The sequence below is a fragment of the Allorhizobium sp. nf9_anc genome, from assembly GCF_056323085.1.
On sequence record NZ_JBWHZM010000002.1, the window covers coordinates 107791 to 133328 of the forward strand.

The following is a 25538-nucleotide window of genomic DNA, read 5'->3' on the forward strand; positions in this document are numbered from 1 at the left end:
AAGGAAAGTTGCCATTTCAGTGGTTCACTTCCCCGCGAGCCATTGTCATTTCGCCAAGTCCGAGAGCGATTTTGTTGATGACCGAATGCTTGACACTTTCTGGCGCATCGCGGACGGCGTTCAACATCTCCGCGAGTGCCTCAACCACAGCCAAGCCTGACTTTAAGTCATGAAGCGGGCCGAGCATCTGGACGAAGTCGGGGCGCCCTGCAGCGAGGCGGGACCGACCTTCTGCCTCGGCGTCCATGATGAGCGCTTCAAATTTGGACCGGGCGTTGGAAAGAGCCGTCGCCGCGTCTCCCCAGGTCATGGTACAGATTTCATCCGATGCGTTCATGCACGCCTCCCCATTCGCGACAGCTCACTCGATTTCTCGCGCCAGAACGTGGGCGTCGGTCGGCAACACTGGTGACGATGATCCTTTGCGTGAGCGGTCGACTTCATTTTCTTTCACGGCCTTTACTCGTGGTGGGTTGAGCACGAGATTAGCGATTGCATACTGAAACTCAGTTCGGCGTGCGCATCAAGACAGCCTGAAAATCAACATGTCTGAAGGTCCGGATAATTTCAGAATCTAACCCTACGCCACAGGGCCGATTTCGTAGCTTGCAACGGTGTCCATCTTGCTGCCGGCTCCTGATATCTCGTTACAATTGGTCATTGTCAAACTTTCAGATGGTCATCGCGTGACTTTCAATTGGTCGTCTCGCGGATCGTTCGAAATCGGCTGTTTCGCCGGCTCGTTCTTCAAGCATATGACAAACGATGCGCCATTACGGGATTGAAGCTCATCAATCGTGGTGGCTGGGTGGTCGACGCCGCACATATCCGGCCGGTGGAAGTGAGCGGGCCTGACATTCTAACCAATGGAATTGCTCTTTCGGGCACGGCACACTGGTTGTTTGACTTCGGACTGATCGGTCTGATCGGCCTGATCGGCCTTTCGGATGATCTTGATATTCTGATATCGCGTCAGGCGAATGATCCTGACAGCATTCGAGGACTCCTCAACAAGACCGGGAAGACGATTGTGCCCTGCCGGGTCTTCGAGCGGCCACATCCCCAGTTCCTGAGATGGCACCGTGAGAACTGTTTCGAGTAGTGAACATGAGTGTAGTCCTGCGGTTTCGTAAATTCATCCCGATCGGTTCTATTCCGGTCAGTTGGCGCCAGTTATCCTAGAATCATCCCGATCGGTACTTTTTAATTCCTTTTATGTCGTCTGGTGATATAATCATCCCGATAGGGGTGATTATGGAAAAGATCAAAGATATAAAAAGCCTCGGTATGCTGATCCGTCAGGAGCGCAAACAGCAAGGGTTAACCCAGGAGCAACTCGCCGGGGTGATTGGTGTGGGCGTACGGTTTCTGCGTGAACTCGAGGCCGGCAAAGAGAGCTGCCAGATTGGCCGTGCGATGCAAGTTCTGGCTGGTTTGGGCCTGGTTGTTTCGGTCGGTCGTCGCCAGGGTACGCGATCATGACCCGCGTATTGGATGTCTATTTTCGCGACACCAAGGCGGGCGTACTCAGCCGACTTGACGACGGGTCGCTGACTTTTGCCTATGATGGCGCGTATCTCCTAGACTAACGATCGCTTGCGATCTCCTTCTCGATGCCCCTGCAAGAAGAGCCCTTTGGTGATCAGGTGGTGCGCCCGTTTTTCTCCGGTCTCTTGCCGGACGAGGGGGCGCGGCAACGCCTCGCTGGTGCGCTCGGCCTCTCGGCAGGCAATGCCTTCGGGCTACTGGAAGTTATCGGGGGCGAGTGCGCAGGTGCCTTGTCACTCTATCCCACCGGCACGGCGCCCGAACCTCCCGGCCAGTCCAAAGCCGAAATTCTCACTTCGGAACGGCTGGATGAACTTTTCAGCAGGCTGCGGGCCCGGCCCTTGCTTGGCGGAGACGAAGGCATTCGCCTATCGCTCGCCGGCGCGCAGGACAAACTGGCGGTCATTGTCGACGGAGATTCCATTGCCCTGGCAAGAGATGGTCGACCAACAACCCATGTCTTGAAACCGGTCATCCAGGCGTTGGAAGGCACGGTGGAGAACGAGTATTTTTGTATGTGGCTGGCTGCCCGCCTCAAGCTGCGGGTACCTCATGTCGAGATACGCCTAGACGGGGCGACTGCCTTTCTCCTGGTTGAACGTTACGATCGGACGAAGGCTGCAGACGGCATCATTGAGCGCCTACACCAGGAAGACTTTTGCCAGGCCCTTAGCGTCCCGCCGGAGCTGAAGTATGAGGCCGAGGGCGGACCGGGAACAGAACGGGCTCTCGGGCTGATCGACCGGGCCTGCGCTAGACCTGTCGTGGATCGGTTGCAATTCATCCGCATGCTGATCTTCCACTATCTCGTCGGCAACGCCGATGCCCACGGCAAGAACTACGCCCTGCTTTACGGCTCCGATGAACCGGATCTGGCACCGATTTACGATGTCGTTTGCACGGCCGTTTATCCCCGTTTGTCAAAGAGGCTCGCCATGAGGATTGGCGGCCACGATGTGCCTGACACCATCCAGCTGAAGCATTGGAAGGCATTGGTGCCGGAAACCAAGTCTTCTCAGCGCATCCTTGTTCGCGATCTTGCCCAGATGGCGGAAAGGATTGTGAGCGAGGCCGATACTCTTGTTGCAGAACTGGCCGACGAGGGGATCAGGCACCCCATCTTGAGTGCAATTCGCAAAGTCATCTCAAGCCGGGCTGGTTCATTGCAGAGAGTCACCGAGCAGGTCACTTAAGCAGTGGAATGGTCTCGATATCCACCGCTTTGTCCTTGGGCAAACGGGTCGGCGGTTCGAGTTCCTTCAACACCAAGACGCGAGCGAATGTCCATACCGAAGACATATCGCTGAAACTGCTGCTGCATGCGCAACAAGAGTTTTGCGCCTCATCCTCCCCAATCGTGGATCACAGACAGAGGCCGGGTCTCAACCAATCAATAGCGGGATCTTTATTGCGCCGTCACCTCTCGGTGATCAAGCCAGCCCTTCAATATGTCGGGCGGAGCATAGGGGGGTCGTGACAAGGCCTGGGCGCAGAACGACAAGGTGGGCGTCACCAATTGCTCGATCATCAGGATGCCCTCAGGCAAATCGCTGTCCAAGCTGCACGACAGGCAGCCTGTCATCCTTAAGCCGGGCGCCTACAAGGAAAGACCGGCCGGAAGACTGCCGTCTGTCAAGCGACGAGAAGTCGCCGCAGTTCGCGGGAAAGCCTGAAGTCAATTTTTCTGTAGTCCAACCAGCAATGCCAATCGGCACGCAAAGTTGACCTATTCGCCGACTGTGCATTTGCCACACGAGAGGCCGTCAACTCCGACTAGAAGTGGAACATCGCTTACGATGAGCCTTAGCAAAATCCATTCAGTTTAAGGATCTTGTGGGCGGAGATCGTTGCGCGAAGCTCATCTTCTGCGGTGCGGTTACCTTGGTTTGTGTCGGGGTGGTGCATTTTAAGACGTTCTTTGTAGCGGTTTCTGATTTCCTCAGGTGGTGCATCGGCGGAAAGACCCAGTGTCTTGAAAGCCTTGGCTTCGAGCACTTTTAGCTTTCTTTTTTGCAGATCGGCTGCTTGAGCTTGGCGTTGCGCCGCGGATTTTCGGGCATTTACGGCCTTTGCTGAGCCGGAGCGGGCTGTCGATGGGATCGGGAGTTCGGTCGGCTGGCTAACTCTCATTCCCTGGGTTGCTCGGGTGCCAACCGTTGCTTCCTTTTGATAGCGAGCAACATCCATGTTTGATGGAGCGGACGTGAAACTGTAGCCCTTGTTGTATTCCTTAACGTGCTCAAGACAGAAAAGCAGATATAGGCCTTCAGCGCCCTGCCCAACGGGAGCGCGATGTGTACCTACCCTTGCGCAGCCGTCCCATTGGCATTTGGGACCAGTGGGTTCGGTAGCGGAGGCTGACCTGCTACGAACAGATCTGAGCCGCACGAATATTTTTGAATCTGAAGTCATGGCCTCTCTATGGATGGAGTTGCTCACCTCTGCAAGTTTTGGCCTTTGCTCAGATCCTCCGAAGATTGGAGGCAAGCTGGGCCTCAGATCAAGGTCGAAGGTCTCGGTCACATCAGTTTGGATTTAGCGACAGTTTCTGCTGCATCCATGACCGGTATGGGCCGAACACGGACTATGCCATCGCTGGGGGACGCAGGATATTGATGTTATTAAATGACATACCGCATAATGCGGCCGGCAAATCATCATTGAAGTCCCGACCACTTAGGTTGGCAAAGTGGTGCCGTGGGTTCTCATCCCTTCACGTCCTTCACTGACTGAGGTCTTCAACTGGTGCTGAGCGATCGTGGTTTAAGGACCTGTTGCGCCTAAGTGGTCCGCTTCCGTTCAGTCCAGAGGGTAGTGACATGCGACCTCACGACCGGCTGCGACAGGCGACAGCGTCGGCCGGCTTTCGCGGCACAGATCGGTTGCATGGGGACAGCGGGTGGAGAACTTGCAGCCTGGTGGCGGCGCAAGTGGGCTTGGGATTTCTCCGGTCAAAAGGATGCGCTCACGCTTGCCCCTGTGGTGCGGCTGTGGAATGGCCGAGAGCAGAGCCCGCGTATAGGGATGGTGCGGGCGTGCATAGAGGGCCTCCGTCTCCCCGGTCTCGACGATTGAGCCAAGATACATGACGGCAACCCGGGTCGAGACATGGCGGACGACGGCCAGATCGTGTGCAATGAACACATAGGTCAGGTTGAGCCGCTCACGCAGTTCGCCGAAGAGGTTGACCACCTGCGCCTGGACCGACACGTCGAGGGCTGAAACCGGCTCATCGGCGACGATCAGCTTCGGTTCGACTGCAAGTGCGCGTGCAATGCCGATGCGCTGCCTCTGGCCGCCGGAGAATTCGTGCGGATAGCGATCAAGATATTCGCGGCGCAGGCCGACCAGTTCCATCAGCTCGTCCAGACGAGCGCCGATCGCTTCACCCTCTCGTATGCGGTGGACGGTGAGCACTTCCGACAGCATGTCGCGTACGCGGCGGCGCGGATTAAGCGAGGCGGAGGGATCCTGAAAGATCATCTGCATCTTCCGTCGGACAGGCTTTAGCGCCTTGTCGTCGGCCTTCCCGATCTCCTCGCCATCGAAGCTGAGTTCCCCGGAGGTGATGTCGTAGAGGCGGGTGAGACATCTGCCGAGCGTCGATTTTCCGCTGCCAGATTCACCGACAAGGCCAAGTGTCTCACCAGGGCTGACCTTCAGATCGACGGCGTCCACCGCATGCAGAACGCGACCGGAGCCTGGCATCATGGTCTTGCCGACGACGAAATTCTTGGTGAGTTTGCGGGCCTCGAGCAAGGGGCCGGAGTTTGCTGTCATGGTTGTCGTCATTGACACTGGATCTGAAGCGATGGGATCTGGGACGGCGGCGCTCATGCAGGCTCCTCAAGTGGCAGGGTTGTTCGCCGCAGGGAGGGACGTTCTGCGTCATCAAGGACGCAGAGGGCGGTCTGGTCGCCGGCCCGGCGCAGCGGTGGGCGTTCGGCGCAGGCTGGGCGGGCGAAGTTGCAGCGGGGTGCAAAGCCGCATCCTTCACCGATCGTGTCAGGTGTCGGCGGCATACCCGGGATCGAGCGTAGCTCGGCGAGGCGCTTCCCGCTGAGCGGGGGGATCGACGCCATCAGACCCCAGGTATAGGGATGCAGAGGTGTGGAAAAGACGTCCTCGGTGCGGCCTCGCTCCACGATACGACCGGCATACATCACAGCCACCTGTTCGGCGACCTCGGCGACGACGCCCATATCATGGGTGATCAGGATGATGGCAGACCCGAAGTCCCGGCGCAGCCGCAGCAAGAGGTCAAGCACCTGGGCCTGGACAGTGACGTCGAGGGCCGTCGTTGGTTCATCGGCGACGAGCAAAGCGGGATTGCACGACAGCGCCATCGCAATCACCGCACGCTGACGCATACCACCAGACAGCTGATGCGGGTAGCGGTCGACGGCTTCACCTGGATTGGACAAGCCGACCTCGCCGAGAAGCTCAATCGCGCGACGGCGTGCCATGCGGGCTGAAATATGTTCATGGGCCCGGATCTGCTCGGCGATCTGCCAGCCGATCGTATAGACCGGTGTCAGCGCCGTCATCGGATCTTGCGAGATCAGGCCTATTTCCTTGCCGCGAATGGAGCGCATCTGGCTTGCTGGCAGGTCCAGAATCGGCTTGCCCTTGAACGACACGGCACCGTCGACCCGCGTGGTCTTGGCATCGTGCAGACCGAGCAACGACAAGAGCGTGACCGACTTGCCCGAGCCAGATTCACCGACGATCGATAGGATTTCGCCCTCATGGACCCGAAATGAGACGTCGCGGACCGCCTGGACGGGGCCGCGATCGGTGGCAAAGGACACCGAGAGGCCATTGACATCAAGGAGAATGGGCTTGTCCGAATTGGCCATCGTCTAGTTCCCCCGCACACGTGGATCGATCAGCACATAGACGACGTCGACAAGCGCATTGGCGATGACGACGAAGAAAGAGGCATACATGACGGTGCCCAAGATCATGGGAAGGTCGAGATTGAGAAGTGCCTGGTAGGTCAGGCGTCCAACACCGTTCAGGCCAAAGACCACTTCGGTAAGCAGGGCTGCACCACCGACCAAAACGCCGAAGTCGAGACCGAACATCGTGACGAAGGGAATGAGCGAGGTGCGCAGCGCATGGCGCAGCATCACGCGGGCAGGCGAGAGGCCTTTTGCACGCGCGGTGCGGATGAAATCCTCCTGATAGGCTTCCACCAGATTGGCTCTCAACACGCGGCCATAAATGCCGATATAGAGCGCAGCCAGCGTAAACCAGGGTATGACCAGCGTCTTGAACCATCCGACCGGGTCCTGTGTCAGCGGCTTGTAGCCAAGCGCTGGCACCCAGGAAAAAAGCCAGGTGTCGTGAAAGCGGCTCTGGCTGATCAGGTTCATCATCTCGCCCAGCCAATAGACCGGCATGGAAACACCGATCAGTGCCAGCGCCATCAGGCCACGATCGATCAGCGTATCGCGTGTCAAGGCTGCGAGGACACCGACGAAAATGCCGCCGACGATCCACAGCACGGCAGCACCTGCGACAAGCGACAGGGTCACTGGCGCGGCCGAAACCACGGCCGGGATGATCCGATAGCCGCGATTGACGAAGGAGGTGAGGTCCTGGGTGATGAACAGGCGCTTCATCAGCACGCCGTATTGCACCGGAAGCGGCCGATCGAAACCAAACTCCTTGCGGATGGATTCAATCGTTTCCTGTGAAGCGTTGCGTCCGGCGAGCCGTGCGGCGGGGTCGGAGCCTGGAGTGGCAAAGAAGATCAGGAAGACGAGTGCCGAGATGCCGAACATCACGAAGATCATCTGTCCAAGGCGCTGGAGAATAGCGACTGCCATGAAGCCCTCCTCAGGCCAGTTTGGTGCGGGGATCAAGCGCGTCGCGCAGGCTGTCGCCGAGCACGTTGAGCGACAGCACGGTCAAGACGATGGCAATGCCTGGTGCAAGCGAGACGATCGGGCGGGTGTAGAGCAGGGTTTGACCATCCTGAATGATCGTGCCCCAGCTTGCATCCGGCGCCTGCACGCCGATCGACAAAAAGGAAAGCGAGGATTCAGTGATGATGTTGAGACCCATCATCAGCGGCACAAAGACGATCAGCATGGTCGCGACATTGGGAAGGATGTCATGCAGCAAGATCCGCCAGGACGGGATGCCAAGACCGCGTGCTGCAAGCACAAACTCGCTTTCGCGCAAGGACAGCACACGTCCCCGCAAGGGGCGGGCGACATAGGGCACGTAGATGATCCCGATGATGAAGATCGGCAAGAGCAAGCTGTCAGAACCGATCTCGATCGGACCGATGACGATGCCATTGGAGATCAGCACGATCGAAAGCGAGATTGCGAGCAGGTAGACGGGAAAGGCCCAGAGAATGTCGAGAATGCGCGACAGGATCTTGTCGACCCAACCACCGAAGAAGCCGGCGGAGATGCCGATCAGTGCTGCAAGGGTCAGACAGATGACGGTTGCAGTCGCGGCAATAAAGAGGGAGTTGCGCCCGCCATGGAGCAGGCGTGCAGCGACGTCGCGCCCTTGGGTGTCGGCACCCAGAAAGTATTGCGCACCCCAGGTGGGACCGATCGGCGTGACGCCAAGGCCCAAGCCTTCCGTGGAGGCCTGCATGACCTTGACGCGCTTGCCGTCGATCATGATGCGGGCGCTCAGGCTGGAGCGGAATGGGTCGGTATCGGCCACATGCCTGGCATAAAGGGGCGCTGCCATGCTTGAAAGGACGATGACAAGAAGAACAAAAGCGGCCAGCAGCGTCGGGCGGTCGCGTTTCAGAATACGCCAGGCGCGCTGCCAGGGCCCGGACGACGGACGCGAAGAGGCGGTATTAACGGGCGTGGTCTGGATTGCGTCGGTCATCTGTTCCCCGGAAGGCCGAATGGAAGTGGGGTGGCGGTGAACCGCCACCCGTTGGCATGGGGACAGTGTCACTGCACCCAGGACTGCGAGGCGATCCAGCGGTTCTGCTTGTTGAACAGGTAATTGCCGAGCCGAGCCGAGGAGAAGTTGACGCTTTTCGGGGTGAACAGTGGCGCCATCGGCGCCTGTTCCATGAAACCCTTGTCAACCTCAGCCCATTTGGCATTGGCACCATCCGGATCGGTGAGCGCCAATGTCATCGCTTCCTTCATCTTCGCATCCAGGTCCGGGTTGCAGTAGCCGGCAATGTTGATCGAGGAATCGCTGCCCTTGTTGAAGGAACTGCAGGACAGAAGCACATTGAGGAAGTTCGAAGCCGCCGGGTAATCCATGTACCACTGGGTGACACTGATCTGGACGTTGTTGTTGGTATTCTGGATGTAGGTGAACTGGATGTTCGGCGAGACCGCCTTCATCGAGGCATCGTAGCCGAGCTCGGTGAGCACGCTCTGGAGATAGGTGCCGATACCGCGCGAGGTAGCGTTGTCTTCGGCAATGACAGTCACCTTCTGGCCCTTGGTGCCGGATTCTTCGACGAGCTGTTTGGCCTTTTCCATATCTGGGCCGACCCATTCGGGCCCCGGTTCTGCGGTGTAGATGCAGTCGTCAACATGACCGGGGAAGTCCGGCGGCAGGATCTGGCAGGTGGGCTGGGCGAGCACCTCGCCGCCGAACAGGCCGACAAGTGCGTCGCGATCAAGGGCATAGTTCAGCGCCTGGCGTGCCTTGACGTTGTCAAAGGGCGCAATGTTCGTGTTCATCGGTGCGTACCAGAAGGCAGCAAGCGGATCGATATGGATCTGGCTTGCATATTTGGCGCCGATTTCCGGCAAGCGGTCGGCCGGCGGGGTGTCGAACATCCAGTCAATCTGTCCGTTGATGATCGCGTTGATGGTCGCTTCTTCCGTCAGGCCAAACTTGTAGATGATCTCGTCTGCATAACCGTCAGGCTGGGCATCGACGCTCCACTCCTTGAAGTGCGGATTGCGCTTCATGACGAGCTGTTCGGTCGGATTGTAGCTGTCGAAATAGTAGGCGCCGGTTCCCGGGATCGGGGTGGTGCCTGCATCGGCTGCGGGCGCGTCGGCCGGCAGGATCGAGGCGTGGGGAACGGCAAGCTTGGAGAAGATCTCTGCATCGGGGGCAACGAGATTGATGGTCACGGTACCGGCTGCATCGTCGGCGATAACGCCGCCTTCCAGCGTGCAGGTCTCTGCCTCTGCGATGCATTTTTCGGCGCCGACGAAGCCGTTATAGAAGCTGCCGGTGGTCGGCCCCTTGACCTTGAAGATGCGCTGGTAGGATGCCAATACGTCAGACGGCTTCAGTTCCTTGCCGTTGGAGAACATGATGCCCTTGCGGATCTTGAAGACATAGGTCTTGCCATCATTGGTCGCCTCCGGGATCTCTTCGGCGATCGATGGTACGATCTCGAATCCGTCGGTGCCTCCGGCCTGCTTGAACTTGACAAGCCCGTCATAGGTCATCTGGTACAGCTGCCAGAACTGCGCGGTGTAGTTGATCATCGGATCGATCGTGCCGGCGGCCGATACGGCTGCAAGCGTCATGGTCCCGCCGCGATGCTTGGCCATGAGCTCGGCGCGGTCTTGAGCCAAGACCACACTTGAGAGTGCCGTCTGGGCAAGCAGAATGCCGACGGCGAGGAGACCTGCGCGGCGGGCGAAAGGCTTCAGATAAAGTGTCATGATGCTGTTTCCCTCTGTTATTGTTTGAACGTCTTCGTCGTATTCACCCGTTGGCCGGGCTTGTCGTTGGTGATGCTCAGGGTGCTTTCTCGTTGAGGAACGCGCTCACTTCAGCCATGCACAGCTCGCGCTCTTCGACATGCGGCATGTGACTGGACTGCTCGAAAATCCGCCAGCGGACATCGGGGATCTCGTCAGCGAAGGGCTGCACGCAGGCCTCCGTCGCCTCGTCAAAGCGGCCGGAAATCAAAAGGGTGGGGACGTTGATCGTCGCCAGCCGGCCAACAATCGACCAGTCCTTCATCGTGCCGATGACGTGGAATTCGTTTGGACCGTTCATGGTGTGGTAGACGGTCGGGTCTGTGCCGATCGCATCGAAAGTGCGCTTCACCTCGTCTGGCATCGGTACAACGCGGCAGACATGGCGCTCGTTGAAGACATCGGTTGCTGCCATATACTCGGCGCTGTCGGTCGTGCCGGCCTGCTCGTGGCGAAGCAATGTTGCCTGAACGTCAGCGGGTAGATCTCCACGCAGGCGGTTGGCTTCGGAGATCCATGTGCTCATGGCGGCCGGAGAGTTCGCGATGATCAGGGCCTTCAAACCCGCAGGACGCTCTACCGCAAACTCGGCTCCCAGCATGCCACCCCAGGACTGACCCAGCAGACAATAGGCGTCGCGAATGCCCAGATGGTCGATCAGATTGTGCAGTTCGGTGCGGAAAAATGGGACCGTCCAGAAGTCGGCGCCCTTTTCCGGCAGATGCGTCGACTTTCCGTTGCCGACCTGATCGTAATGGACAACTGCACGACCACTGGCTGCAATATCCTTGAAGCTGTCGACATAGTCATGGGTGCAGCCGGGGCCGCCATGGGCGATGATCAGTGGTGGCTTGCCTGAGGCGAGATCGCCAGTGATCCTGTACCAGGTCTTGTATTGCCCATATGGGGCATAGCCTTCAGTGATTGTCACGCGTCTCGCTCCTTGTTGCCTTGATCATCATGTCAGCCGCCACTCGTTGAACGTCGATCGTTGCTGCAGACGGCTCTCGAGGCTTCCTCGATTGTCATGCCCCAGCTCATGGCCATCTTGCGCATGCGTTTCCATGCGCTCGCCTCATCGAGCCTGTCCTGCTGCATCAGTTTGACGATCGCCCGAACCACGACCGGCCGCTGGCGCAGCCTTTCTTCCAGTGCGCGGATGTCATCGGCTTGGGCGCGGGCTGCCTGATAGGCGTGAGCTGCGATCAAAAGCGCGCTATAGGCGCCCGTGGATCCGATTGGTTTCAGGAGGTGGGCATTGGAACCCTGAGCAAGCGCCCATTTAATGCGGCCCGGAGCCTCCGAGCCAATCAGCGCAATCATCGGGATAGGCGCAAAGCCGCTTGGCCAGGGAAATTGACCTTCATGGCCCATGTCTGCGTCGAAAAAGACGACATCGTAATTGGTGTTTTGAGCGTCGATCTGTGGCCAGGTGACGGTGACCTTGATGTGGAGGAGCTCGAGTTGGCGCCGCAAGGCGTCTACGGAGGGATGGTCGCGGTGGAGGATGGCTGCGTGCCAACTGGCAAGGGCAGGACGGTCCACGCGGCTCATTTGATCACCTTGAGCGTGTTGCCATTGGCAGGGGCAACGTCCCTTGTCTTGGTTGCCAGGAAGCCGGCCAGCGTGTGCACCAGATAGGGGTCGGCTTGGATGACGCCTGGTGCGCTTTGAAAGATGCTAAACTCACCCTTCGTGTTTGATTGGCCGATATGCGGACGCAAGGCTGCATGGTGGGTCCGCTGGTCAATCGCAACCAGCCCCATGGGTGTCTCGAAGTGGCGAGATGTGACCACACGCCGGATCGCCTCTGGCGCATCAGTTGCTGCATCCCTGATCGCCTCAGCCAGGATGGAAACGCTGGTATAAGCGCCCACAAACGAGTTCGTCAGGCGCCGATCACTGCCGTGACGACGTACCATTTTGGCCTTGAAGCTCTGGTTGTCGTCACTGTCCAGGCCGTTAAAGTAAGGCGAGCAGGAGATGTGGCCGGCGCGCGCGGATGGTGCCAAGTCAACCAGATCGATCTCAGAGAGATTGCAGGCAACGACAGGTGGCGGGGAGGCGAGGTGGCCACGCAATTCGTCGTAAGCGGCCAGAAATGCCGAGGCGGATGCTCCTACAAGATTGCTCAGAATAAAATCGGGCCTCTTTTCTCTGATCTCTGCGATCAGATGGTCCACCTCCTTGGAGCCCAATGGTACGAAGCGATCAGCCATGATCTCTCCGCCGGACGCTTCGGTGATTTCGCGGGCGATACGGCTGATCTCCCAGCCCCAGATATAGTTGGAGCCGACGATGAAGGCATTGCGTCCATAGCGTTCAAGGACATGCTCGAAGAGCGGCAGAAGGTGCTGGTTGGGGCAGGCGCCAAGATAGATGGCGCTGTCACTTGCCTCGTAGCCCTCATAGGGAAAGCCGTACCAGAGAAGGGCACCATGCTTTTCGATAACCGGCAGGACGTCTTTCCGGCTCCATGAAGTGATCGTGCCGATCACATGGCGACAGCCCTGCTGACGGATGGCTGCATCCGCCAGCAAGGCATAGTGCTCTGGCCGGCCGGCCGGATCGGCGATTTTCGGTTCCAGGCGAAAAGGGTGATCGACGGCGGCATTGATTTCCGAGATCGCGGCCATTGCGCCGTCCACGGCTTCTCGACCGAGTTGCGCATAGGGCCCGGTTGTCGAGTAAAGAATGGAGATAGGGAAGGTCTCGCGTTTCATCGCGTCCGTCCCTTCGGCCGTCTTTGCCCCGCGCCTATCCATCATAGATACCCCTGTTGCCGGGTGGCTCACATCTGGCCGGGGCTGCCTTTGAGGGCAGAAACAAAAAAAGCCCCGCACCGCAGACTTGCGGTATCGGGGCTTATTTGCCATCGGCAGACGGGGCCATGTCGACCTCAACGCTAAGTCATGACTTTGTTTTCGTCAACCGGATAACGTGCCCAATTAAAGGGCAATTGCACCCTGTCTCTCGTCTCGGCCCTGTTGAAATTTACCCTTGACAAGTGCCAGACTGGTGGCACTGTAAAGCGGTTTAGTAAAGCGGTTTAGTAAAGCGTTTTACTAAACCGTGAGGACGGAGTGATCGGACGCAATGGCAAGGACGGGAGCGACAAGCCTGAAGGACGTTGCAGAGGCTGCCGGCGTGTCGGTGGCGACGGTCTCGCGTCTTCTCAACGGCACATTGCAGCTGCCTCCAAAGACCAGAGAGCGGATCGAAACTGCCATCCGCGATCTGCAATACGAGCCGAACCCGCATGCGCGTCGCCTCAGCCGCGGTCGCTCGGATACGATCGGTCTCGTCGTCCCCGATATTGCAAACCCCTTCTTTGCCACCCTTGTCGCGGCTGTTGAACAGGAGGCGGACAAACGTGGCCTTGCCTTGTCACTGCATGTGACGCTGAACCGGCCCGGGCGAGAAATTTCCTATGTGACGGCACTCGCCCGCAATCATGTCGATGGTCTCATCTTCGTGACGAACCATCCTGACGACGGCGTTTTGGCGGCGCTGATCAATCAGACCGGCAAGGTCGTGATCGTCGATGAAGACGTCCCCAATGCGGTGGTTCCGAAGCTCTTTTGTGACAACGAAGAGGGTGGATATCTTGCCGGGCGTCATCTGGCCGACCACGGCCATCGGCGCATTGTCTATATCGGCGGTCCGCAGGAAATGATCAGCACCCGCCGCCGCTACCGGGGACTGGAACGGGCCCTTCTGGAAAGGGGTGAGCCGTTCGAGGTGACCCGCTATGAGGGAAGTTTTTCGGTGGAATTTGGCCGTGAGGCCGCTTGGCGCTTCATTAAAGAAGGCATGCCCGCGACGGCGATCTTTGCGAGCTCCGACGAAATCGCGATTGGTCTGGTTGAGGTTTTGCGTGCCCAGGGTGTTTCTATCCCAGACGAGATCTCGATCATTGGCTTTGACGACGTCGGACCATTGCACCTGTTTTCCCCGCCACTCACCGCGATACGCCAGCCTGTGAGGGCGCTGGGCGAGCGGGCACTGGCGCTTCTTCTCGAAACGAATTGGCAGAACTCGGACAGCCTGGCGTCCGAGGAGTTGCTGCCTGTCGAAATCGTCGTGCGGCATTCCGTTGCACCGCCGGCGAAACCATAAAAGCAACGAAGCTGAACCAAACCAGAGGAAGAGAACATGACACGTTTCACACGTAGAACAGTGACTGCGGCCCTTGCCGCAACGGCTTTCGCCGGCATTTCTTTCGGCTCCATGGCGCATGCGGCCGAAAAGACCTTCGCCCTTGTCCAGATCAATCAGCAGGCCTTGTTCTTCAATCAGATGAACGAAGGCGCACAAAAGGCCGCTGAAGCTGCCGGCGCAAAGCTCGTGATCTTCAATGCCAACAATGACCCGGCTGCACAAAACAGTGCAATCGAGACCTATATACAGCAGAAGGTTGACGGGATTGCCGTGGTAGCGATCGACGTCAACGGGATCATGCCCGCCGTCCAGCAGGCTGCCGCGGCCGGCATCCCGGTTGTTGCAATCGATGCGATCCTGCCGGAAGGCCCGCAGATGGCCCAGATCGGTGTCGACAATGCAAAAGCCGGCGCAGACATCGGCAAGTTCTTCGTCGATTATGTAAAGGCCAACATGGGCGGCTCTGTGAAGTACGGCGTTGTCGGCGCCTTGAACTCTGCCATCCAGAACGTCCGGCAGGAAGGTTTTGAGACAACAGTGAAGGCGGCAGAGGGCGTCACCACGGCTGGCGTCGTCGACGGTCAGAATGTCCAGGACACGGCCCTTGCTGCCGCTGAAAACCTCATCACCGCCAACCCGGACATGACAGCCGTCTATGCCACGGGCGAACCCGCGCTCATGGGGGCGATCGCTGCCGTCGAAAGCCAGGGCAAGCAGGCTGACGTCAAGGTCTTCGGCTGGGATCTGACCGCCCAGGCGATCGCCGGGATTGATGCCGGTTACGTCACGGCCGTCATTCAGCAGGACCCGTCGGCCATGGGGGCTGCAGCCGTCGACGCGCTGAAGACAATCTCGGAGGGTGGCACGGTGGAAAAGACCATTTCCGTCCCGATCACCATCGTCACCAAGGACAATGTCGAACCCTACCGGGCGATCTTCAAATGATGTCTGACCGACAGCCCCCAACCGCTGTCGCAGGGCCGGGGGGAGGAGAAATCCTCCCCCAACGGTCAAGCGAAAGCGGCGTTCGCCAGCCCCGAATATCCTTGAAGGGCATCCGCAAAAATTTTGGCTCGCACCAGGCCCTGCGTGGCGTCGATCTCGACATCTATCCGGGTGAGTGCTTAGGCCTCGTCGGTGACAACGCAGCCGGCAAGTCGACCCTCACCAAGGTGATTTCTGGCACCTATATTCCAGACGATGGTACGATCACGGTCGACGGGCAGCCGGTCCAGTTTACCGGCCCAGCCGATGCGCGCGATCGAAACATCGAAATGGTGTTTCAAGACTTGAGCCTGTGCGACCATGTCGATGTCGTCGGCAACCTCTTCCTTGGACGAGAACTGACCAAAGGCCTGTTCCTCGACCGCGCCCGGATGATGACCGAGGCACGTGCCATGCTCGATGCGCTCGAAATCCGCATCCCGAGGCTCAGTGCCAAGGTCGAAAAGCTATCGGGTGGCCAGCGCCAGGCCATCGCCATCGCGCGGGCTGCGTCCTTCAATCCGAAGGTCCTGATCATGGACGAGCCAACATCGGCTCTGGCTGTGGCAGAAGTCGAGGCGGTGCTCAATCTCATCAATCGCGTGAAGGCCAAAGGCGTATCAGTCATCCTGATTACGCACCGCCTGCAGGATCTCTTCCGGGTCTGTGACCGGATCGCAGTCATGTATGAGGGCACCAAGGTTGCTGAGCGCAATATCGCCAATACGGACCTGCAGGACCTCGTGCAGCTCATCGTTGGAGGGCAGAAGCATTGACCGCTTACACAGAACGCGCGTCCGGGTCGCCGATTGCCGACTTCGTTTCAGAACACGCGCAGGTGATGTCCATCACCGTCTTCTTCGTCGCCTGCCTGGTGTTCTTCTCCAGCACGACAGACACGTTCCTGACGCTCGGCAATATCTTGAATATTGTCCGCCAGGCCGCTCCCATTCTGATCGTTGCTGTCGCCATGACCTTGGTCATCATCACCGGCGGCATTGATCTTTCGGTGGGCTCGCAAGTGGCGCTGGTCAATGCGGTTGCCGCGATCTTGCTGGCCATGGGTTATCCCTGGCCCGTCGTCCTTCTGGGGATGATTGCGTTTGGCGGCATCATCGGCATCGCGCAGGGCTGGTTCACCGCCTATCAAGGCATTCCGGCCTTCATCGTGACACTGGCCGGTCTGTCCATTTTGCGGGGTTTCGCCCTTTGGCTCACGCAAGGCTATTCAATTCCCATCAAGGATGCGCCAGGCTTCTTCTGGCTGGGACGCGGCGAGCTCTTCGGCATTCCGGTTCCAGCCTTGATCGCGGTGCTGGTCGCGGTGATCGGCTATGTCATCATCGCCTATACGAAATACGGCCGTCAGGTGGTGGCCGTGGGCTCCAATCTTGAAGCAGCACGTCGCGTCGGCATGCCGGCAAAATGGATCGTCGCTTCGGTCTATATGGTCTCAGGCGTTGCCTGCGCCCTGGCTGGGCTTTTGATTGCTGCACGCCTCGGCTCGGGCTCGTCCAACGCCGCGGTCGGGTTTGAGCTGCAGGTGATCGCAGCCGTCGTGCTCGGCGGTACCTCACTGATGGGCGGGCGCGGCAGTATCTTGGGGACCGTATTGGGAACACTGACCATTGCGGTCATCGGCAATGGGCTGATCCTCATGCACATATCGCCCTTCTTTACCCAGATCGTCACGGGCGCCATCATTCTCGTTGCCATCTGGCTCAACACCAAGATCTTCACCACCAACTTCCGCTTCGGCGCAAAGACGAGGTGAGGGCGATGAGTGAACTCTCTCAGGCACATATCCGCTCAGGCAATGTGATGACGGTGGCGGGCCCAATCCCGGCCTCCACGCTCGGTGTCACCCTGATGCACGAGCATATTCTCAACGACTGCCGATGCTGGTGGCACGCTCCCAAGACGTCTGAACGCCAGTATCTCGCCGATAGCTTCGTCTGTATCGAGATCCTCAGCGAACTGCGCCAGGACCCTTTCGTCAACAAGCACAATATCGCCCTTGATGACGAACCTTTGGCGATTGCCGAGCTCAAGGACTTTGCCTCCCATGGCGGCCATACGGTCGTCGAACCGACTTGTCAGGGCATCGGCCGTGATCCTCGCGCCTTGAAGCGTATCGCAGAAGCGTCGGGCCTCAACATCATCATGGGAGCTGGCTACTATCTCGGCTCGTCGCATCCGGCCAAGGTTGCGGACATGTCGATCGATCAGATCGCTGATGAGATCGTCCAGGAGGCCACTGTTGGCGTTGATGGTACTGACATCAAGATTGGACTGATCGGTGAGATCGGCGTTTCCGCGGATTTCACGGTCGAGGAAGAAAAGTCGCTGCGAGCGGCTGCGCGGGCGCAAGTGCGTACGGGGCTTCCCCTGATGATCCACCTGCCAGGGTGGTTCCGTCTTGGGCACAAGGTGCTAGACGTTGCGGAAGAGGAAGGGGCAGAGCTTAGTCACACCGTGCTTTGCCATATGAACCCGTCCCATGACGACCTTGGCTACCAGCTGGAACTCGCATCCCGCGGCGCCTTCCTGGAATACGATATGATCGGCATGGATTTCTTCTATGCCGATCAGCAGGTGCAATGCCCAAGCGATGAAGAAGCAGCCCGCGCCATCGTCAAGCTGGTCGACCAAGGGTTCATCGACCGTATCCTGCTATCCCATGACGTCTTCCTGAAGATGATGCTGACCCGCTATGGCGGTAACGGCTATGCCTACATCCTCAAGCATTTTCTGCCGCGACTGAAGCGCCACGGCCTGAGTGATCGACAGCTCGAGATCCTCATGCGTGACAATCCAAGATCGGTCTTCGAGGCGAAGGCCTGATCCAAATTCGACTAACCATGGAAAAGATCATGACAAAGAAAGTTCTACTCGTCGGCGAGAGCTGGGTAAGCTCAGCCACCCACTATAAGGGGTTCGATCAGTTCGGCAGCGTTACATTTCATCTCGGCGCCGAGCCGCTGGTCAAGGCGCTTGAAGGCAGTGAGTTCGATCTGACCTATATGACAGCCCATGATGCGGTCGAGAAGTTCCCGTTCGATATGGAAGGACTCAATGCCTATGACGTCATCATTCTATCGGATATCGGCGCCAATTCCTTGCTGCTGCCACCTGCCGTCTGGTTGCATTCCAAGACCGTGCCGAACAGGCTGAAACTCATCAAGGCATGGGTGGAGAAAGGCGGCGGACTGTTGATGGTCGGCGGCTATTTCTCATTCCAGGGGATCGACGGCAAGGCTCGTTGGCGCCGCACGCCAGTCGAGGACGTCCTGCCGGTGACCTGCCTGCCCTATGATGACCGTGTCGAGATCCCCGAGGGCACAGGTGCTGTCATCGTGAAGGCAGATCATCCCACTGTGGCCGGCATGGAGGGTGAATGGCCTGTGCTCCTAGGTGTCAACGAAGTTGAAGTGCGTGACCGCGCCGATGTCGAGGTGATCGCTCGTCTCCCTGAAGAGCAGGGCAGCCATCCTCTGCTGGTCACGGGCAAATTCGGCAAGGGCAAAAGCGCTGCCTGGACATCCGATATCGGCCCACACTGGCTGTCGCCGGCATTTTGCGAATGGGAGGGCTATGGTCGCCTATGGAAGAATATCCTGGGATGGCTGAGCGACAAGGGGTGAGATATGGGCGGTTCATCCGGCGGCTTTTCAACGCGCCAGGATGGACCGCATCTCTTCGCTGCTCGGGAAGGCTGATCGCGTGCCGCGGCGGCTGACAGTGAGGGCTGAAGCAGAGGCTGCATGGCTGATGGCGCGTGTATCAAGCTCCACACCTCGTAGCGCCGCTGATGCCAGCGCCACAGCCATGAAGGTGTCGCCTGCCCCAGTGGTGTCGATTGCCTTTGTGGCAACGGCTGGGATCATCGCAATCGCCGATCCCTGGCTTGCCAAAAGCGCACCTTCACCACCAAGCGTTAGCACCACGTGGCGCACGCCAGACTGCAGCAGCCGATCGGTCGCAGCGCTGTTGGACGACCCAGTCAGGCTTTCGGCTTCCCCACGGTTTAGGAATGCGATGTCGACCAGTGGCCAGAAGTCGCCGAAATACGGCCTGAGTGGTGAGGGGTTGAATGCGGTGACGAGATTGCGACGCCGGGCTTCCTGCAGCAGGCCAAGGGTGGTCGCTTCGCTCAGATTGCCCTGCAGGACCATCAGGTCGCCTGCGGCGGCGTCATTGAGTGCGGCTATGGCGTCTTGTGGTGTCAAGGAGCCTGCCGAATCCGTCGTGGTCACGATGGCGTTTTCGCCGTCCGGGGTCGTGAAGATGATGGAGAAGTCACTGGAGCGGCCGGCCAAGGCGATGAGCTTGGTCTCGACCGGCTCAGGCGCCAGTTGATTGCGAATGGTCTGGGCGCGGAAATCCTCGCCCACGGCTGCGACCAGAGTGGTGGGCAGACCTGTGCGGCCCATGACCACAGCCTGGTTTGCACCCTTGCCGCCAAGGTCGCGCGTTTCTTCGCGGCCAAGGATCGAAGCCCCGGCTTCCGGCATGGTCGAAACGGATATGGTCTCGTCGATTGCGACGTTACCGATCACATGAGCACGAACATTGGCAGGCATGGCTGGCCTTCGGAAGGAAATGAAAATGCAGACGATTTCGGATAACAATTCAAGCGCCATAAGGGAAATATTCGGCACTGACAAGGCGCTGATCGGGATGATCCATTGCGCGCCCTTTCCAGGTGCCCCGCGCTATCGTGGTACGTCAGTCGATGCGATCTACGACGTTGCAATGCGCGATGCCGAGGCGTTGATCGAAGGCGGATTGCACGGGCTTATCATCGAAAACCATGGCGATATTCCATTTTCAAAGCCGGACGATATCGGCCCTGAAACCTCTGCCTTCATGTCTGTCGTTGCCGATCGGATCAGACGCGCGACCGGCGTTCCCATGGGCATCAATGTGCTGGCCAACGCCCCGATCCCGGCTTTCGCCATTGCCATGGCCGGTGGGGCGCGCTTCATCCGGGTCAACCAATGGGCAAATGCCTATGTGGCCAATGAAGGCTTCATGGAAGGGCGTGCGGCTGAAGCAATGCGCTATCGCTCGGCGCTGCGTGCCGAACACGTCAAGGTCTTCGCGGATAGCCATGTCAAACACGGGGCGCACGCGATCACCGCCGATCGCAGCATTGAAGAACTGACCCGCGATCTGGCGTTTTTCGACGCTGACGTCATCATCGCCACCGGGCAGCGGACCGGCAATTCGGCGACGGTTGAGGAAATCGAGACAATCGGTGCGGCAACCCATTTGCCCCTTTTGGTCGGGTCCGGGGTCACCAAGGACAATATCCTCGAAATTCTGAAACGGACCAATGGTGTGATCGTTGCGTCCTCGCTGAAAGAAGGTGGTGTCTGGTGGAACCCGGTCGAACCAGCACGGGTCAAGGCCTTCGTCGACGCCGCGCGCCCGGGTCTGGAGCCCTGATATGGCAGAGACGCTTTCTGAGCAGATCCTGCGTGAAAATGCCGAAGTTCTGGACGCAATGCTTGGCCATCGCTTCGTCGAGGACATCAAGGCCAACCGTCTCGATAGGCACGTCTTCGAGCGCTACCTCGTTTTTGAAGGCGCCTTTGTCGATACCGCAATTTCGATCTTTGCCTTTGCTGCAGCCAAGGCCGACACGATCGCGCAAAAACGCTGGCTGATCGCCGTTCTCGATGCGCTCGCCAACCAGCAGATTGCCTATTTCGAAAAGACGTTTGCAGCGCGCGGCATTGACCCCCACGATTTCAACCTCTCGGTCCCGGCGGTCGCAGCATTTCGGGAGGGCATGCTTGCGATCGCGCGCGATGGCGGTTTCCTCGACACGGTGGCTGCCATGTTTGCGGCCGAGTGGATGTATTGGACCTGGTCGAAAGAGGCGGCCAAACTGGAGATCAGCGATCCCTTGCTGAAGGAGTGGATCGACCTGCACGCCGATGCGGATTTTGCCGCTCAAGCACTTTGGCTGAAAGCTGAGCTCGATCAAGCAGGTCATCAGATGAGCGAGGCCGAGCGGTCTCGTCTGAGCAGCATCTTCGGCCAAGCCCAGGCGCTCGAGATCGATTTCCACGACGCACCTTACCTTTGAGGAAATCCGCCATGCTCGCCATCAACGCCAATCGTCTCAACGCACGCCTTCAAGCCTTTGCCGCCATCGGTGGAACCCCAAAAGGAGGCGTCAATCGCCAGGCCTTGACTGAGGGTGACAGGCGCGCGCGGCGACTGCTGGCCGAGCTTGCCACGGCCCGGGGGTTTCGGGTTTGCCAGGATCCGATCGCCAATCTCTTTGTTTGGCGAAAAGGCCGCGACGAGACGCTTCCTCCCTTGCTCATCGGTAGCCATCTCGACAGCCAACCAGCGGGTGGTCGCTTCGATGGTGCCTTGGGCACTTTGTCTGCGTTCGAGGTCCTCGAAAGCCTTGAAGATGCAGGGACGGTAACCGACCGCTCCGTTGTCGTTGTTGCCTGGACGAATGAGGAGGGCTGCCGCTTCTCCCCAGGCTGCATGGGATCCATGACGTTTTCTGAAGGCGCGATCCCGGCCATGTGGCAGGAGAAGGTTGCAACGGACGGGGCAGGGTTTGCCGAAGAACTGTCCCTTACAATCCAAAGCCTGCCAGAGGCTGCCATGCTGCCGCTCGGGTTTCCAGTTCATGCCTATCTTGAAGTCCATATCGAGCAGGGCCCGTCGCTGGAGGCCGCTGGGATCCCGATCGGAGTGGTGAAAGGCATTCAGGGCACACGGTGGCTGGACGTGACAATCACGGGCCAGACCGCGCATGCCGGTACGACGGGCTTGTCCTGGCGCCGCGACCCCTTGCGCGCATTGACCTCTGCCCTTTCAAGCCTCTACGAGGCAGTCATGCCAGGAGATCCTGAGGCCCGCTTCACCATTGGCCGGATTTCTGCTGCGCCCGGCTCCGTGAATGCGATCCCCGAAGATGCCAGGTGCACAGTCGATATGCGTCATCCAGATCCAGGTCGGCTCGACGAGATTGAAGAGTTGACGAGATCATGCATCGCCCAGGAAGCGGAGCGGCAGGGCTGTCACGTCAAGATCTCACGATCCTTCGATATGCCACCTTGCGTTTTCTCTGAAGGCCTTCAACTGGCCATCAATCGTGCAGCGGTCGCCTGCAGGGCTGAGACTGTTCCGATATTGTCAGGAGCGTTTCATGACGCGTTGTTTGTTAATCGCGCCGCACCAGCAGGGATGATCTTTGTGCCCTGCCGTGATGGGCTCAGTCACAACGAGGCTGAACATGTGGAGCCGTCGCATGTTGTGATTGGATGCGACGTGCTAGCGCAGGCTGTGCTGGAACTGGCCTGTGGGCATGCAGAACTTCTCGTCTCCCTTTGAGTTGGCAGCCTCGCTGATATTTTGCCGCCTTCGACTTGGCTTCAATCGTCCCGAGCGATCGTTCATGCACCATGGAAGTTTGGGACCTCATTGGGGTCTTGCAAGAATTCAGTCCACCTTGGGCAGTATTCCCAATGGCAATCTTCGGCTTGCGAGTGTGGCTTTGGTCGCCAACAGCAGTACCCATTGTTGATAGGACAGCCACCGCGGCCGCAGCGGTGGAATTGCCTTCGTATTGCAGAGCAAAGGCCATGAACCCGATCATCTCGTGGCCGGACGACCAAAGCAGGGCCGAAAGTGTCAGTTCAGTCAGTCCTCAACCCGACGGGAAGCCGAGGCATTGAGCACTAAAAGCCATCTAGCTGGGACAAAACGCAGTGAGCCACGCAAAGGAAGCTACCGGCTCCGAAGCAAATTACGCCCCGTCTCTTCGATATGGCGGCGGGAGATCACGCGGATGCGTTAGATGCGGCGCTTCATCAGTCGACATCCCTCAGTGCATCAAGCGGACCGGTCAACGCGGTTCTCGGATTTACAAGCATCGGCTGCACGAGGTGAGTGATCGCTGGAGGGCGCGTAGACCCGAGGATCTTGAAGCCCTCTGATATCATCGCTTCGCTGTCCTGACGGATCATAAAGACCGGGAAGGGCAGGAAGGATCCGAAGGGATCATAGTCGTAGCATCCCACAACGATGTCGGCGAAGGTCTCGTGCGGGTGTTGGCCAAGAAACCGCATGAGCCCCTCAAGATTGATCGAGGAATTGACGAAGAAGCAGCGAGGCAACTTGCCATGGGCCTCGTAGAAAGCTTCAAAGGCGCGAGCGGTCATGCCGGGTGAATAGCCTGTCGGCTGAATGCAGCTGTTGGGACTGCCGCCCAGCATCGTGAGTTTGATATCGCTAAAGCCTCGGATGCGTTCCCGGCTGGCATGGTCGTCGCGGCCGCCAAAGAGGTACACCTCGTCTGGCTTGACAATGCCATCCCGTTGCGCCTGCTCGATGATTGCGCGGGTCAACATGCGGGCACCTTCAAAATTGTCCGAGATCACAGACGGAGCACGCGTGCCGGGCAGGTCGATATTCACATGGCGCAGGCCCGCCTTGATACAAACCTCGTGCACACCATCCGGATCGGTAGCTCCAGCGATGAACAGTTCGTCGATCGAGTAGGAAATCAGGGTCTCGACAATCTGGCGCTCCTCCTCCGGGTCACGGCATGCGCTGACAACAATCGGGCACTGCCCGCGGCTTCTCGCCTCTGCTTCGAAGGTCTGCGCCATGGACGAGAAATAGCGGTTGTCATGGATGGGCAGGAGCAGGCCAACCAGACCAGATCGCGATGAGCGCAGTCCGCGTGCCTGCAGATTGGCCGTATACTGGTGCTCGTCCGCGAGCCCTTGGATGAGCTGTGCGGTTGCCTCCTTGATGCGGCGCTTGCGCCAGCTGCCGTTCAACACAGCGCTTACCGTGGATGGCGAGCAGCCCGACAGAACCGACAGGTCGTAGATCGTCGCCTTCTTTCTGCTGAAATCATTCATCTGTTTCTCCCTAGCCTCTCCTTAGAAAAATTCCCCTCTTGACGAAAGTGTAACCTTGTCGGATATTGTTTGCACCATCGATTGTGCAAAAAAGAAACATCGATTGTGCACGATGGTTCGCCGGAGGAGGCGATGGGAGGCAAGGGATTTCCCTGGCCAAGAGGAAACCTGGGACGACCTTGAGCGAGAGCCTGGGTCGAGATCGTTGGCGTCAACGATCCTTGAGGAGGAGTGAGCATGAAAAGGTTTATCGTGGCGGCTCTTGCCGCATCGCTTTCGCTTGCCGGTGCTGTGGTCGCTTACGCGGCCGATGCGCCGAAGGTGGGTGTCGTCGTGAAGATCGGCGGCATACCGTGGTTCAATGCTATGGAAGCCGGTATCAAGGAGCAGGGCCAGAAACTCGGTCTCGACGCCTTCATGGTTGGCCCGACCAGCGCTGACCCGGCACTTCAGGTCCGCGCGATCGAGGACCTCATCGCGCAGGGCGTGAAGGTCATCGGCGTCGTCCCGAATGATGCAAAGGTTCTGGAGCCGGTCCTTATGAAGGCGCAGGCTGCGGGCATCAAAGTCGTGACCCATGAATCACCGGCCCAAAAGGGTGCCGACTGGAATTTCGAGCTGGCCTCCTCGACCGGTTTTGGTGAGGCGCACGCAAAACTTCTTGCCGAGAAGATGGGCGGCAAGGGCGAGTATGCCGTCTACGTTGGATCACTCACCGTGCCGCTGCACAATGCATGGGCCGATGCAGCCATCGAATATCTCAAGACGAACCATCCTGACATGAAGCTGGTCGGTGATCGCTACGGTGTCGCTGAAGACGTCGACAAGAGCCGCTCCACGGCGCTTGACCTGATTGCCGCTCATCCTGAACTCAAGGGCTTCCTGGCTTTTGGTAGCCAAGGCCCGATCGGTGCAGGCCGCGCGGTCGAGGAACGCCGCAAGACGGGCGAAATTTTTGTCATCGGCCCGTTCTCTCCTGGCCAGGGTCAGAAGTTGATCAAGGCGGATGCCATTGCTGGGGGCTTCATGTGGAATCCCAAGCAGGCCGGTGAAGTCTTCGTCACCATGGCCGATCGTCTCATCAAGGGCGAAAGCGTCAAGGAAGGCGACGATATTCCCGGCCTCGGCTTGATCAAGCCCGCTGGCAACGACATCATCGTCGACCAACTGCTTGCAATCAACAAGGACACGGTCGACGACCTGGCAGCCATGGGGCTCTGATCCAGCGAAGGACCTCCCCGGTTCCGGACCTGCAGACCCCGCAGCC

The 25538-nt window shown here is 58.8% G+C and carries 24 protein-coding genes and 1 pseudogene; 13 read left to right on the top strand and 12 right to left on the bottom strand.

Features of this window, described 5'->3' with window-relative positions; all coding sequences use genetic code 11:
* Window positions 1-16 precede the first annotated feature (16 nt).
* Complete coding sequence (locus AC02Y0_RS22665) at window positions 17-337, bottom strand: hypothetical protein (RefSeq protein ID WP_476384346.1); 321 nt, start codon at window positions 335-337, stop codon at window positions 17-19.
* A 369-nt stretch (window positions 338-706) separates the two neighbouring features.
* Here AC02Y0_RS22665 and AC02Y0_RS22670 point away from each other — a divergent pair.
* The 3 genes and pseudogenes from AC02Y0_RS22670 to AC02Y0_RS22680 all read left to right on the top strand — a co-directional run.
* A pseudogene (locus AC02Y0_RS22670) lies at window positions 707-1102 on the top strand (HNH endonuclease); the annotation flags it as partial.
* 152 nt (window positions 1103-1254) lie between these two features.
* The gene (locus AC02Y0_RS22675; RefSeq protein WP_476384347.1) at window positions 1255-1482 is read left to right on the top strand and encodes a helix-turn-helix domain-containing protein; all 228 of its coding nucleotides are present in this window, start codon (window positions 1255-1257) and stop codon (window positions 1480-1482) included.
* A gap of 131 nt (window positions 1483-1613) precedes the next feature.
* A complete protein-coding gene (locus AC02Y0_RS22680; RefSeq protein WP_476384348.1) occupies window positions 1614-2741 on the top strand; it encodes a HipA domain-containing protein in 1128 nt (375 codons plus the stop codon).
* A gap of 610 nt (window positions 2742-3351) precedes the next feature.
* Here AC02Y0_RS22680 and AC02Y0_RS22685 read toward each other — a convergent pair.
* From AC02Y0_RS22685 to AC02Y0_RS22725, 9 genes are all read right to left on the bottom strand, one after another.
* Window positions 3352-3960 (bottom strand): J domain-containing protein, encoded by a 609-nt coding sequence (locus AC02Y0_RS22685; protein ID WP_476384349.1) that lies wholly within the window; start codon window positions 3958-3960, stop codon window positions 3352-3354.
* 387 nt (window positions 3961-4347) lie between these two features.
* Window positions 4348-5328 carry an ABC transporter ATP-binding protein gene (locus AC02Y0_RS22690; protein ID WP_476384350.1) on the bottom strand — a complete coding sequence of 327 codons (981 nt, stop codon included), beginning with the start codon at window positions 5326-5328 and terminating at the stop codon, window positions 4348-4350.
* A gap of 53 nt (window positions 5329-5381) precedes the next feature.
* Window positions 5382-6407: an ABC transporter ATP-binding protein gene (locus AC02Y0_RS22695; protein ID WP_476384351.1), complete on the bottom strand. Its 1026-nt coding sequence runs from the start codon at window positions 6405-6407 to the stop codon at window positions 5382-5384.
* Window positions 6408-6410: 3 nt separating this feature from the next.
* Window positions 6411-7382 (bottom strand): ABC transporter permease, encoded by a 972-nt coding sequence (locus AC02Y0_RS22700; protein WP_476384352.1) that lies wholly within the window; start codon window positions 7380-7382, stop codon window positions 6411-6413.
* A 10-nt stretch (window positions 7383-7392) separates the two neighbouring features.
* Window positions 7393-8415 carry an ABC transporter permease gene (locus tag AC02Y0_RS22705; RefSeq protein ID WP_476384353.1) on the bottom strand — a complete coding sequence of 341 codons (1023 nt, stop codon included), beginning with the start codon at window positions 8413-8415 and terminating at the stop codon, window positions 7393-7395.
* Window positions 8416-8483: 68 nt separating this feature from the next.
* Entirely contained in the window at window positions 8484-10181 is a 1698-nt protein-coding gene (locus tag AC02Y0_RS22710) for an ABC transporter substrate-binding protein (protein ID WP_476384354.1), read from the bottom strand.
* Window positions 10182-10257: 76 nt separating this feature from the next.
* Complete coding sequence (locus tag AC02Y0_RS22715; RefSeq protein WP_476384355.1) at window positions 10258-11151, bottom strand: proline iminopeptidase-family hydrolase; 894 nt, start codon at window positions 11149-11151, stop codon at window positions 10258-10260.
* Between the two features lie 32 nt (window positions 11152-11183).
* Complete coding sequence (locus tag AC02Y0_RS22720) at window positions 11184-11774, bottom strand: ANTAR domain-containing response regulator (protein WP_476384356.1); 591 nt, start codon at window positions 11772-11774, stop codon at window positions 11184-11186.
* On the bottom strand, window positions 11771-12943 hold the full coding sequence (locus AC02Y0_RS22725) for a transporter substrate-binding domain-containing protein (RefSeq protein ID WP_476384357.1): 1173 nt from the start codon (window positions 12941-12943) through the stop codon (window positions 11771-11773). The genes AC02Y0_RS22720 and AC02Y0_RS22725 overlap by 4 nt, the downstream gene beginning before the upstream one ends.
* A 373-nt stretch (window positions 12944-13316) precedes the next feature.
* Between AC02Y0_RS22725 and AC02Y0_RS22730 the strand changes: the two genes are divergently transcribed.
* The 6 genes from AC02Y0_RS22730 to AC02Y0_RS22755 are packed head-to-tail and all read left to right on the top strand — an operon-like array spanning window position 13317 to window position 19009.
* Window positions 13317-14339: a LacI family DNA-binding transcriptional regulator gene (locus AC02Y0_RS22730; protein WP_476384358.1), complete on the top strand. Its 1023-nt coding sequence runs from the start codon at window positions 13317-13319 to the stop codon at window positions 14337-14339.
* 36 nt (window positions 14340-14375) lie between these two features.
* Window positions 14376-15326 (top strand): substrate-binding domain-containing protein, encoded by a 951-nt coding sequence (locus AC02Y0_RS22735; RefSeq protein WP_476384359.1) that lies wholly within the window; start codon window positions 14376-14378, stop codon window positions 15324-15326.
* Window positions 15323-16141 (top strand): ATP-binding cassette domain-containing protein, encoded by an 819-nt coding sequence (locus tag AC02Y0_RS22740; RefSeq protein WP_476384360.1) that lies wholly within the window; start codon window positions 15323-15325, stop codon window positions 16139-16141. The genes AC02Y0_RS22735 and AC02Y0_RS22740 overlap by 4 nt, the downstream gene beginning before the upstream one ends.
* Window positions 16138-17139 carry an ABC transporter permease gene (locus AC02Y0_RS22745; RefSeq protein WP_476384361.1) on the top strand — a complete coding sequence of 334 codons (1002 nt, stop codon included), beginning with the start codon at window positions 16138-16140 and terminating at the stop codon, window positions 17137-17139. The genes AC02Y0_RS22740 and AC02Y0_RS22745 overlap by 4 nt, the downstream gene beginning before the upstream one ends.
* Before the next feature lie 5 nt (window positions 17140-17144).
* On the top strand, window positions 17145-18209 hold the full coding sequence (locus AC02Y0_RS22750) for a phosphotriesterase family protein (protein ID WP_476384362.1): 1065 nt from the start codon (window positions 17145-17147) through the stop codon (window positions 18207-18209).
* A gap of 29 nt (window positions 18210-18238) precedes the next feature.
* The gene (locus tag AC02Y0_RS22755; RefSeq protein ID WP_476384363.1) at window positions 18239-19009 is read left to right on the top strand and encodes a glutamine amidotransferase; all 771 of its coding nucleotides are present in this window, start codon (window positions 18239-18241) and stop codon (window positions 19007-19009) included.
* 27 nt (window positions 19010-19036) lie between these two features.
* On the opposite strand, the gene AC02Y0_RS22760 is transcribed toward AC02Y0_RS22755, so the two are convergent.
* Window positions 19037-19948, bottom strand: coding sequence for a PfkB family carbohydrate kinase (locus AC02Y0_RS22760; RefSeq protein WP_476384364.1), 912 nt, complete (start codon window positions 19946-19948; stop codon window positions 19037-19039).
* A 25-nt stretch (window positions 19949-19973) separates the two neighbouring features.
* Between AC02Y0_RS22760 and AC02Y0_RS22765 the strand changes: the two genes are divergently transcribed.
* From AC02Y0_RS22765 to AC02Y0_RS22775, 3 genes are read left to right on the top strand one after another with little or no spacing between them, the layout of a single operon-like run.
* Complete coding sequence (locus AC02Y0_RS22765) at window positions 19974-20816, top strand: BtpA/SgcQ family protein (RefSeq protein WP_476384365.1); 843 nt, start codon at window positions 19974-19976, stop codon at window positions 20814-20816.
* Window position 20817: 1 nt separating this feature from the next.
* Window positions 20818-21462 (top strand): TenA family protein, encoded by a 645-nt coding sequence (locus AC02Y0_RS22770; RefSeq protein WP_476384366.1) that lies wholly within the window; start codon window positions 20818-20820, stop codon window positions 21460-21462.
* 11 nt (window positions 21463-21473) lie between these two features.
* Complete coding sequence (locus AC02Y0_RS22775) at window positions 21474-22733, top strand: Zn-dependent hydrolase (RefSeq protein WP_476384367.1); 1260 nt, start codon at window positions 21474-21476, stop codon at window positions 22731-22733.
* Between the two features lie 479 nt (window positions 22734-23212).
* Here AC02Y0_RS22775 and AC02Y0_RS22780 read toward each other — a convergent pair whose 3' ends face one another.
* Window positions 23213-24271 (bottom strand): LacI family DNA-binding transcriptional regulator, encoded by a 1059-nt coding sequence (locus AC02Y0_RS22780; RefSeq protein ID WP_476384368.1) that lies wholly within the window; start codon window positions 24269-24271, stop codon window positions 23213-23215.
* Window positions 24272-24508: 237 nt separating this feature from the next.
* On the opposite strand from AC02Y0_RS22780, the gene AC02Y0_RS22785 reads away from it, so the two are divergent.
* Entirely contained in the window at window positions 24509-25492 is a 984-nt protein-coding gene (locus AC02Y0_RS22785) for a substrate-binding domain-containing protein (protein WP_476384369.1), read from the top strand.
* Window positions 25493-25538: the final 46 nt, after the last annotated feature.

What these genes read in the sequence shown, in the direction of transcription:
- AC02Y0_RS22735 (WP_476384359.1), top strand. Translation starts at nt 14,376, where the DNA reads ATGACACGTTTCACACGTAGAACAGTGACTGCGGCCCTTGCCGCAACG.
- AC02Y0_RS22765 (WP_476384365.1), top strand. Translation starts at nt 19,974, where the DNA reads ATGCAGACGATTTCGGATAACAATTCAAGCGCCATAAGGGAAATATTC.
- AC02Y0_RS22725 (WP_476384357.1), bottom strand. Translation starts at nt 12,943, where the DNA reads ATGAAACGCGAGACCTTCCCTATCTCCATTCTTTACTCGACAACCGGG.
- AC02Y0_RS22750 (WP_476384362.1), top strand. Translation starts at nt 17,145, where the DNA reads ATGAGTGAACTCTCTCAGGCACATATCCGCTCAGGCAATGTGATGACG.
- AC02Y0_RS22690 (WP_476384350.1), bottom strand. Translation starts at nt 5,328, where the DNA reads ATGACAGCAAACTCCGGCCCCTTGCTCGAGGCCCGCAAACTCACCAAG.
- AC02Y0_RS22740 (WP_476384360.1), top strand. Translation starts at nt 15,323, where the DNA reads ATGATGTCTGACCGACAGCCCCCAACCGCTGTCGCAGGGCCGGGGGGA.
- AC02Y0_RS22710 (WP_476384354.1), bottom strand. Translation starts at nt 10,181, where the DNA reads ATGACACTTTATCTGAAGCCTTTCGCCCGCCGCGCAGGTCTCCTCGCC.
- AC02Y0_RS22775 (WP_476384367.1), top strand. Translation starts at nt 21,474, where the DNA reads ATGCTCGCCATCAACGCCAATCGTCTCAACGCACGCCTTCAAGCCTTT.
- AC02Y0_RS22780 (WP_476384368.1), bottom strand. Translation starts at nt 24,271, where the DNA reads ATGAATGATTTCAGCAGAAAGAAGGCGACGATCTACGACCTGTCGGTT.
- AC02Y0_RS22665 (WP_476384346.1), bottom strand. Translation starts at nt 337, where the DNA reads ATGAACGCATCGGATGAAATCTGTACCATGACCTGGGGAGACGCGGCG.
- AC02Y0_RS22755 (WP_476384363.1), top strand. Translation starts at nt 18,239, where the DNA reads ATGACAAAGAAAGTTCTACTCGTCGGCGAGAGCTGGGTAAGCTCAGCC.
- AC02Y0_RS22785 (WP_476384369.1), top strand. Translation starts at nt 24,509, where the DNA reads ATGAAAAGGTTTATCGTGGCGGCTCTTGCCGCATCGCTTTCGCTTGCC.
- AC02Y0_RS22770 (WP_476384366.1), top strand. Translation starts at nt 20,818, where the DNA reads ATGGCAGAGACGCTTTCTGAGCAGATCCTGCGTGAAAATGCCGAAGTT.
- AC02Y0_RS22695 (WP_476384351.1), bottom strand. Translation starts at nt 6,407, where the DNA reads ATGGCCAATTCGGACAAGCCCATTCTCCTTGATGTCAATGGCCTCTCG.
- AC02Y0_RS22700 (WP_476384352.1), bottom strand. Translation starts at nt 7,382, where the DNA reads ATGGCAGTCGCTATTCTCCAGCGCCTTGGACAGATGATCTTCGTGATG.
- AC02Y0_RS22675 (WP_476384347.1), top strand. Translation starts at nt 1,255, where the DNA reads ATGGAAAAGATCAAAGATATAAAAAGCCTCGGTATGCTGATCCGTCAG.
- AC02Y0_RS22685 (WP_476384349.1), bottom strand. Translation starts at nt 3,960, where the DNA reads ATGACTTCAGATTCAAAAATATTCGTGCGGCTCAGATCTGTTCGTAGC.
- AC02Y0_RS22730 (WP_476384358.1), top strand. Translation starts at nt 13,317, where the DNA reads ATGGCAAGGACGGGAGCGACAAGCCTGAAGGACGTTGCAGAGGCTGCC.
- AC02Y0_RS22720 (WP_476384356.1), bottom strand. Translation starts at nt 11,774, where the DNA reads ATGAGCCGCGTGGACCGTCCTGCCCTTGCCAGTTGGCACGCAGCCATC.
- AC02Y0_RS22760 (WP_476384364.1), bottom strand. Translation starts at nt 19,948, where the DNA reads ATGCCTGCCAATGTTCGTGCTCATGTGATCGGTAACGTCGCAATCGAC.
- AC02Y0_RS22680 (WP_476384348.1), top strand. Translation starts at nt 1,614, where the DNA reads ATGCCCCTGCAAGAAGAGCCCTTTGGTGATCAGGTGGTGCGCCCGTTT.
- AC02Y0_RS22705 (WP_476384353.1), bottom strand. Translation starts at nt 8,415, where the DNA reads ATGACCGACGCAATCCAGACCACGCCCGTTAATACCGCCTCTTCGCGT.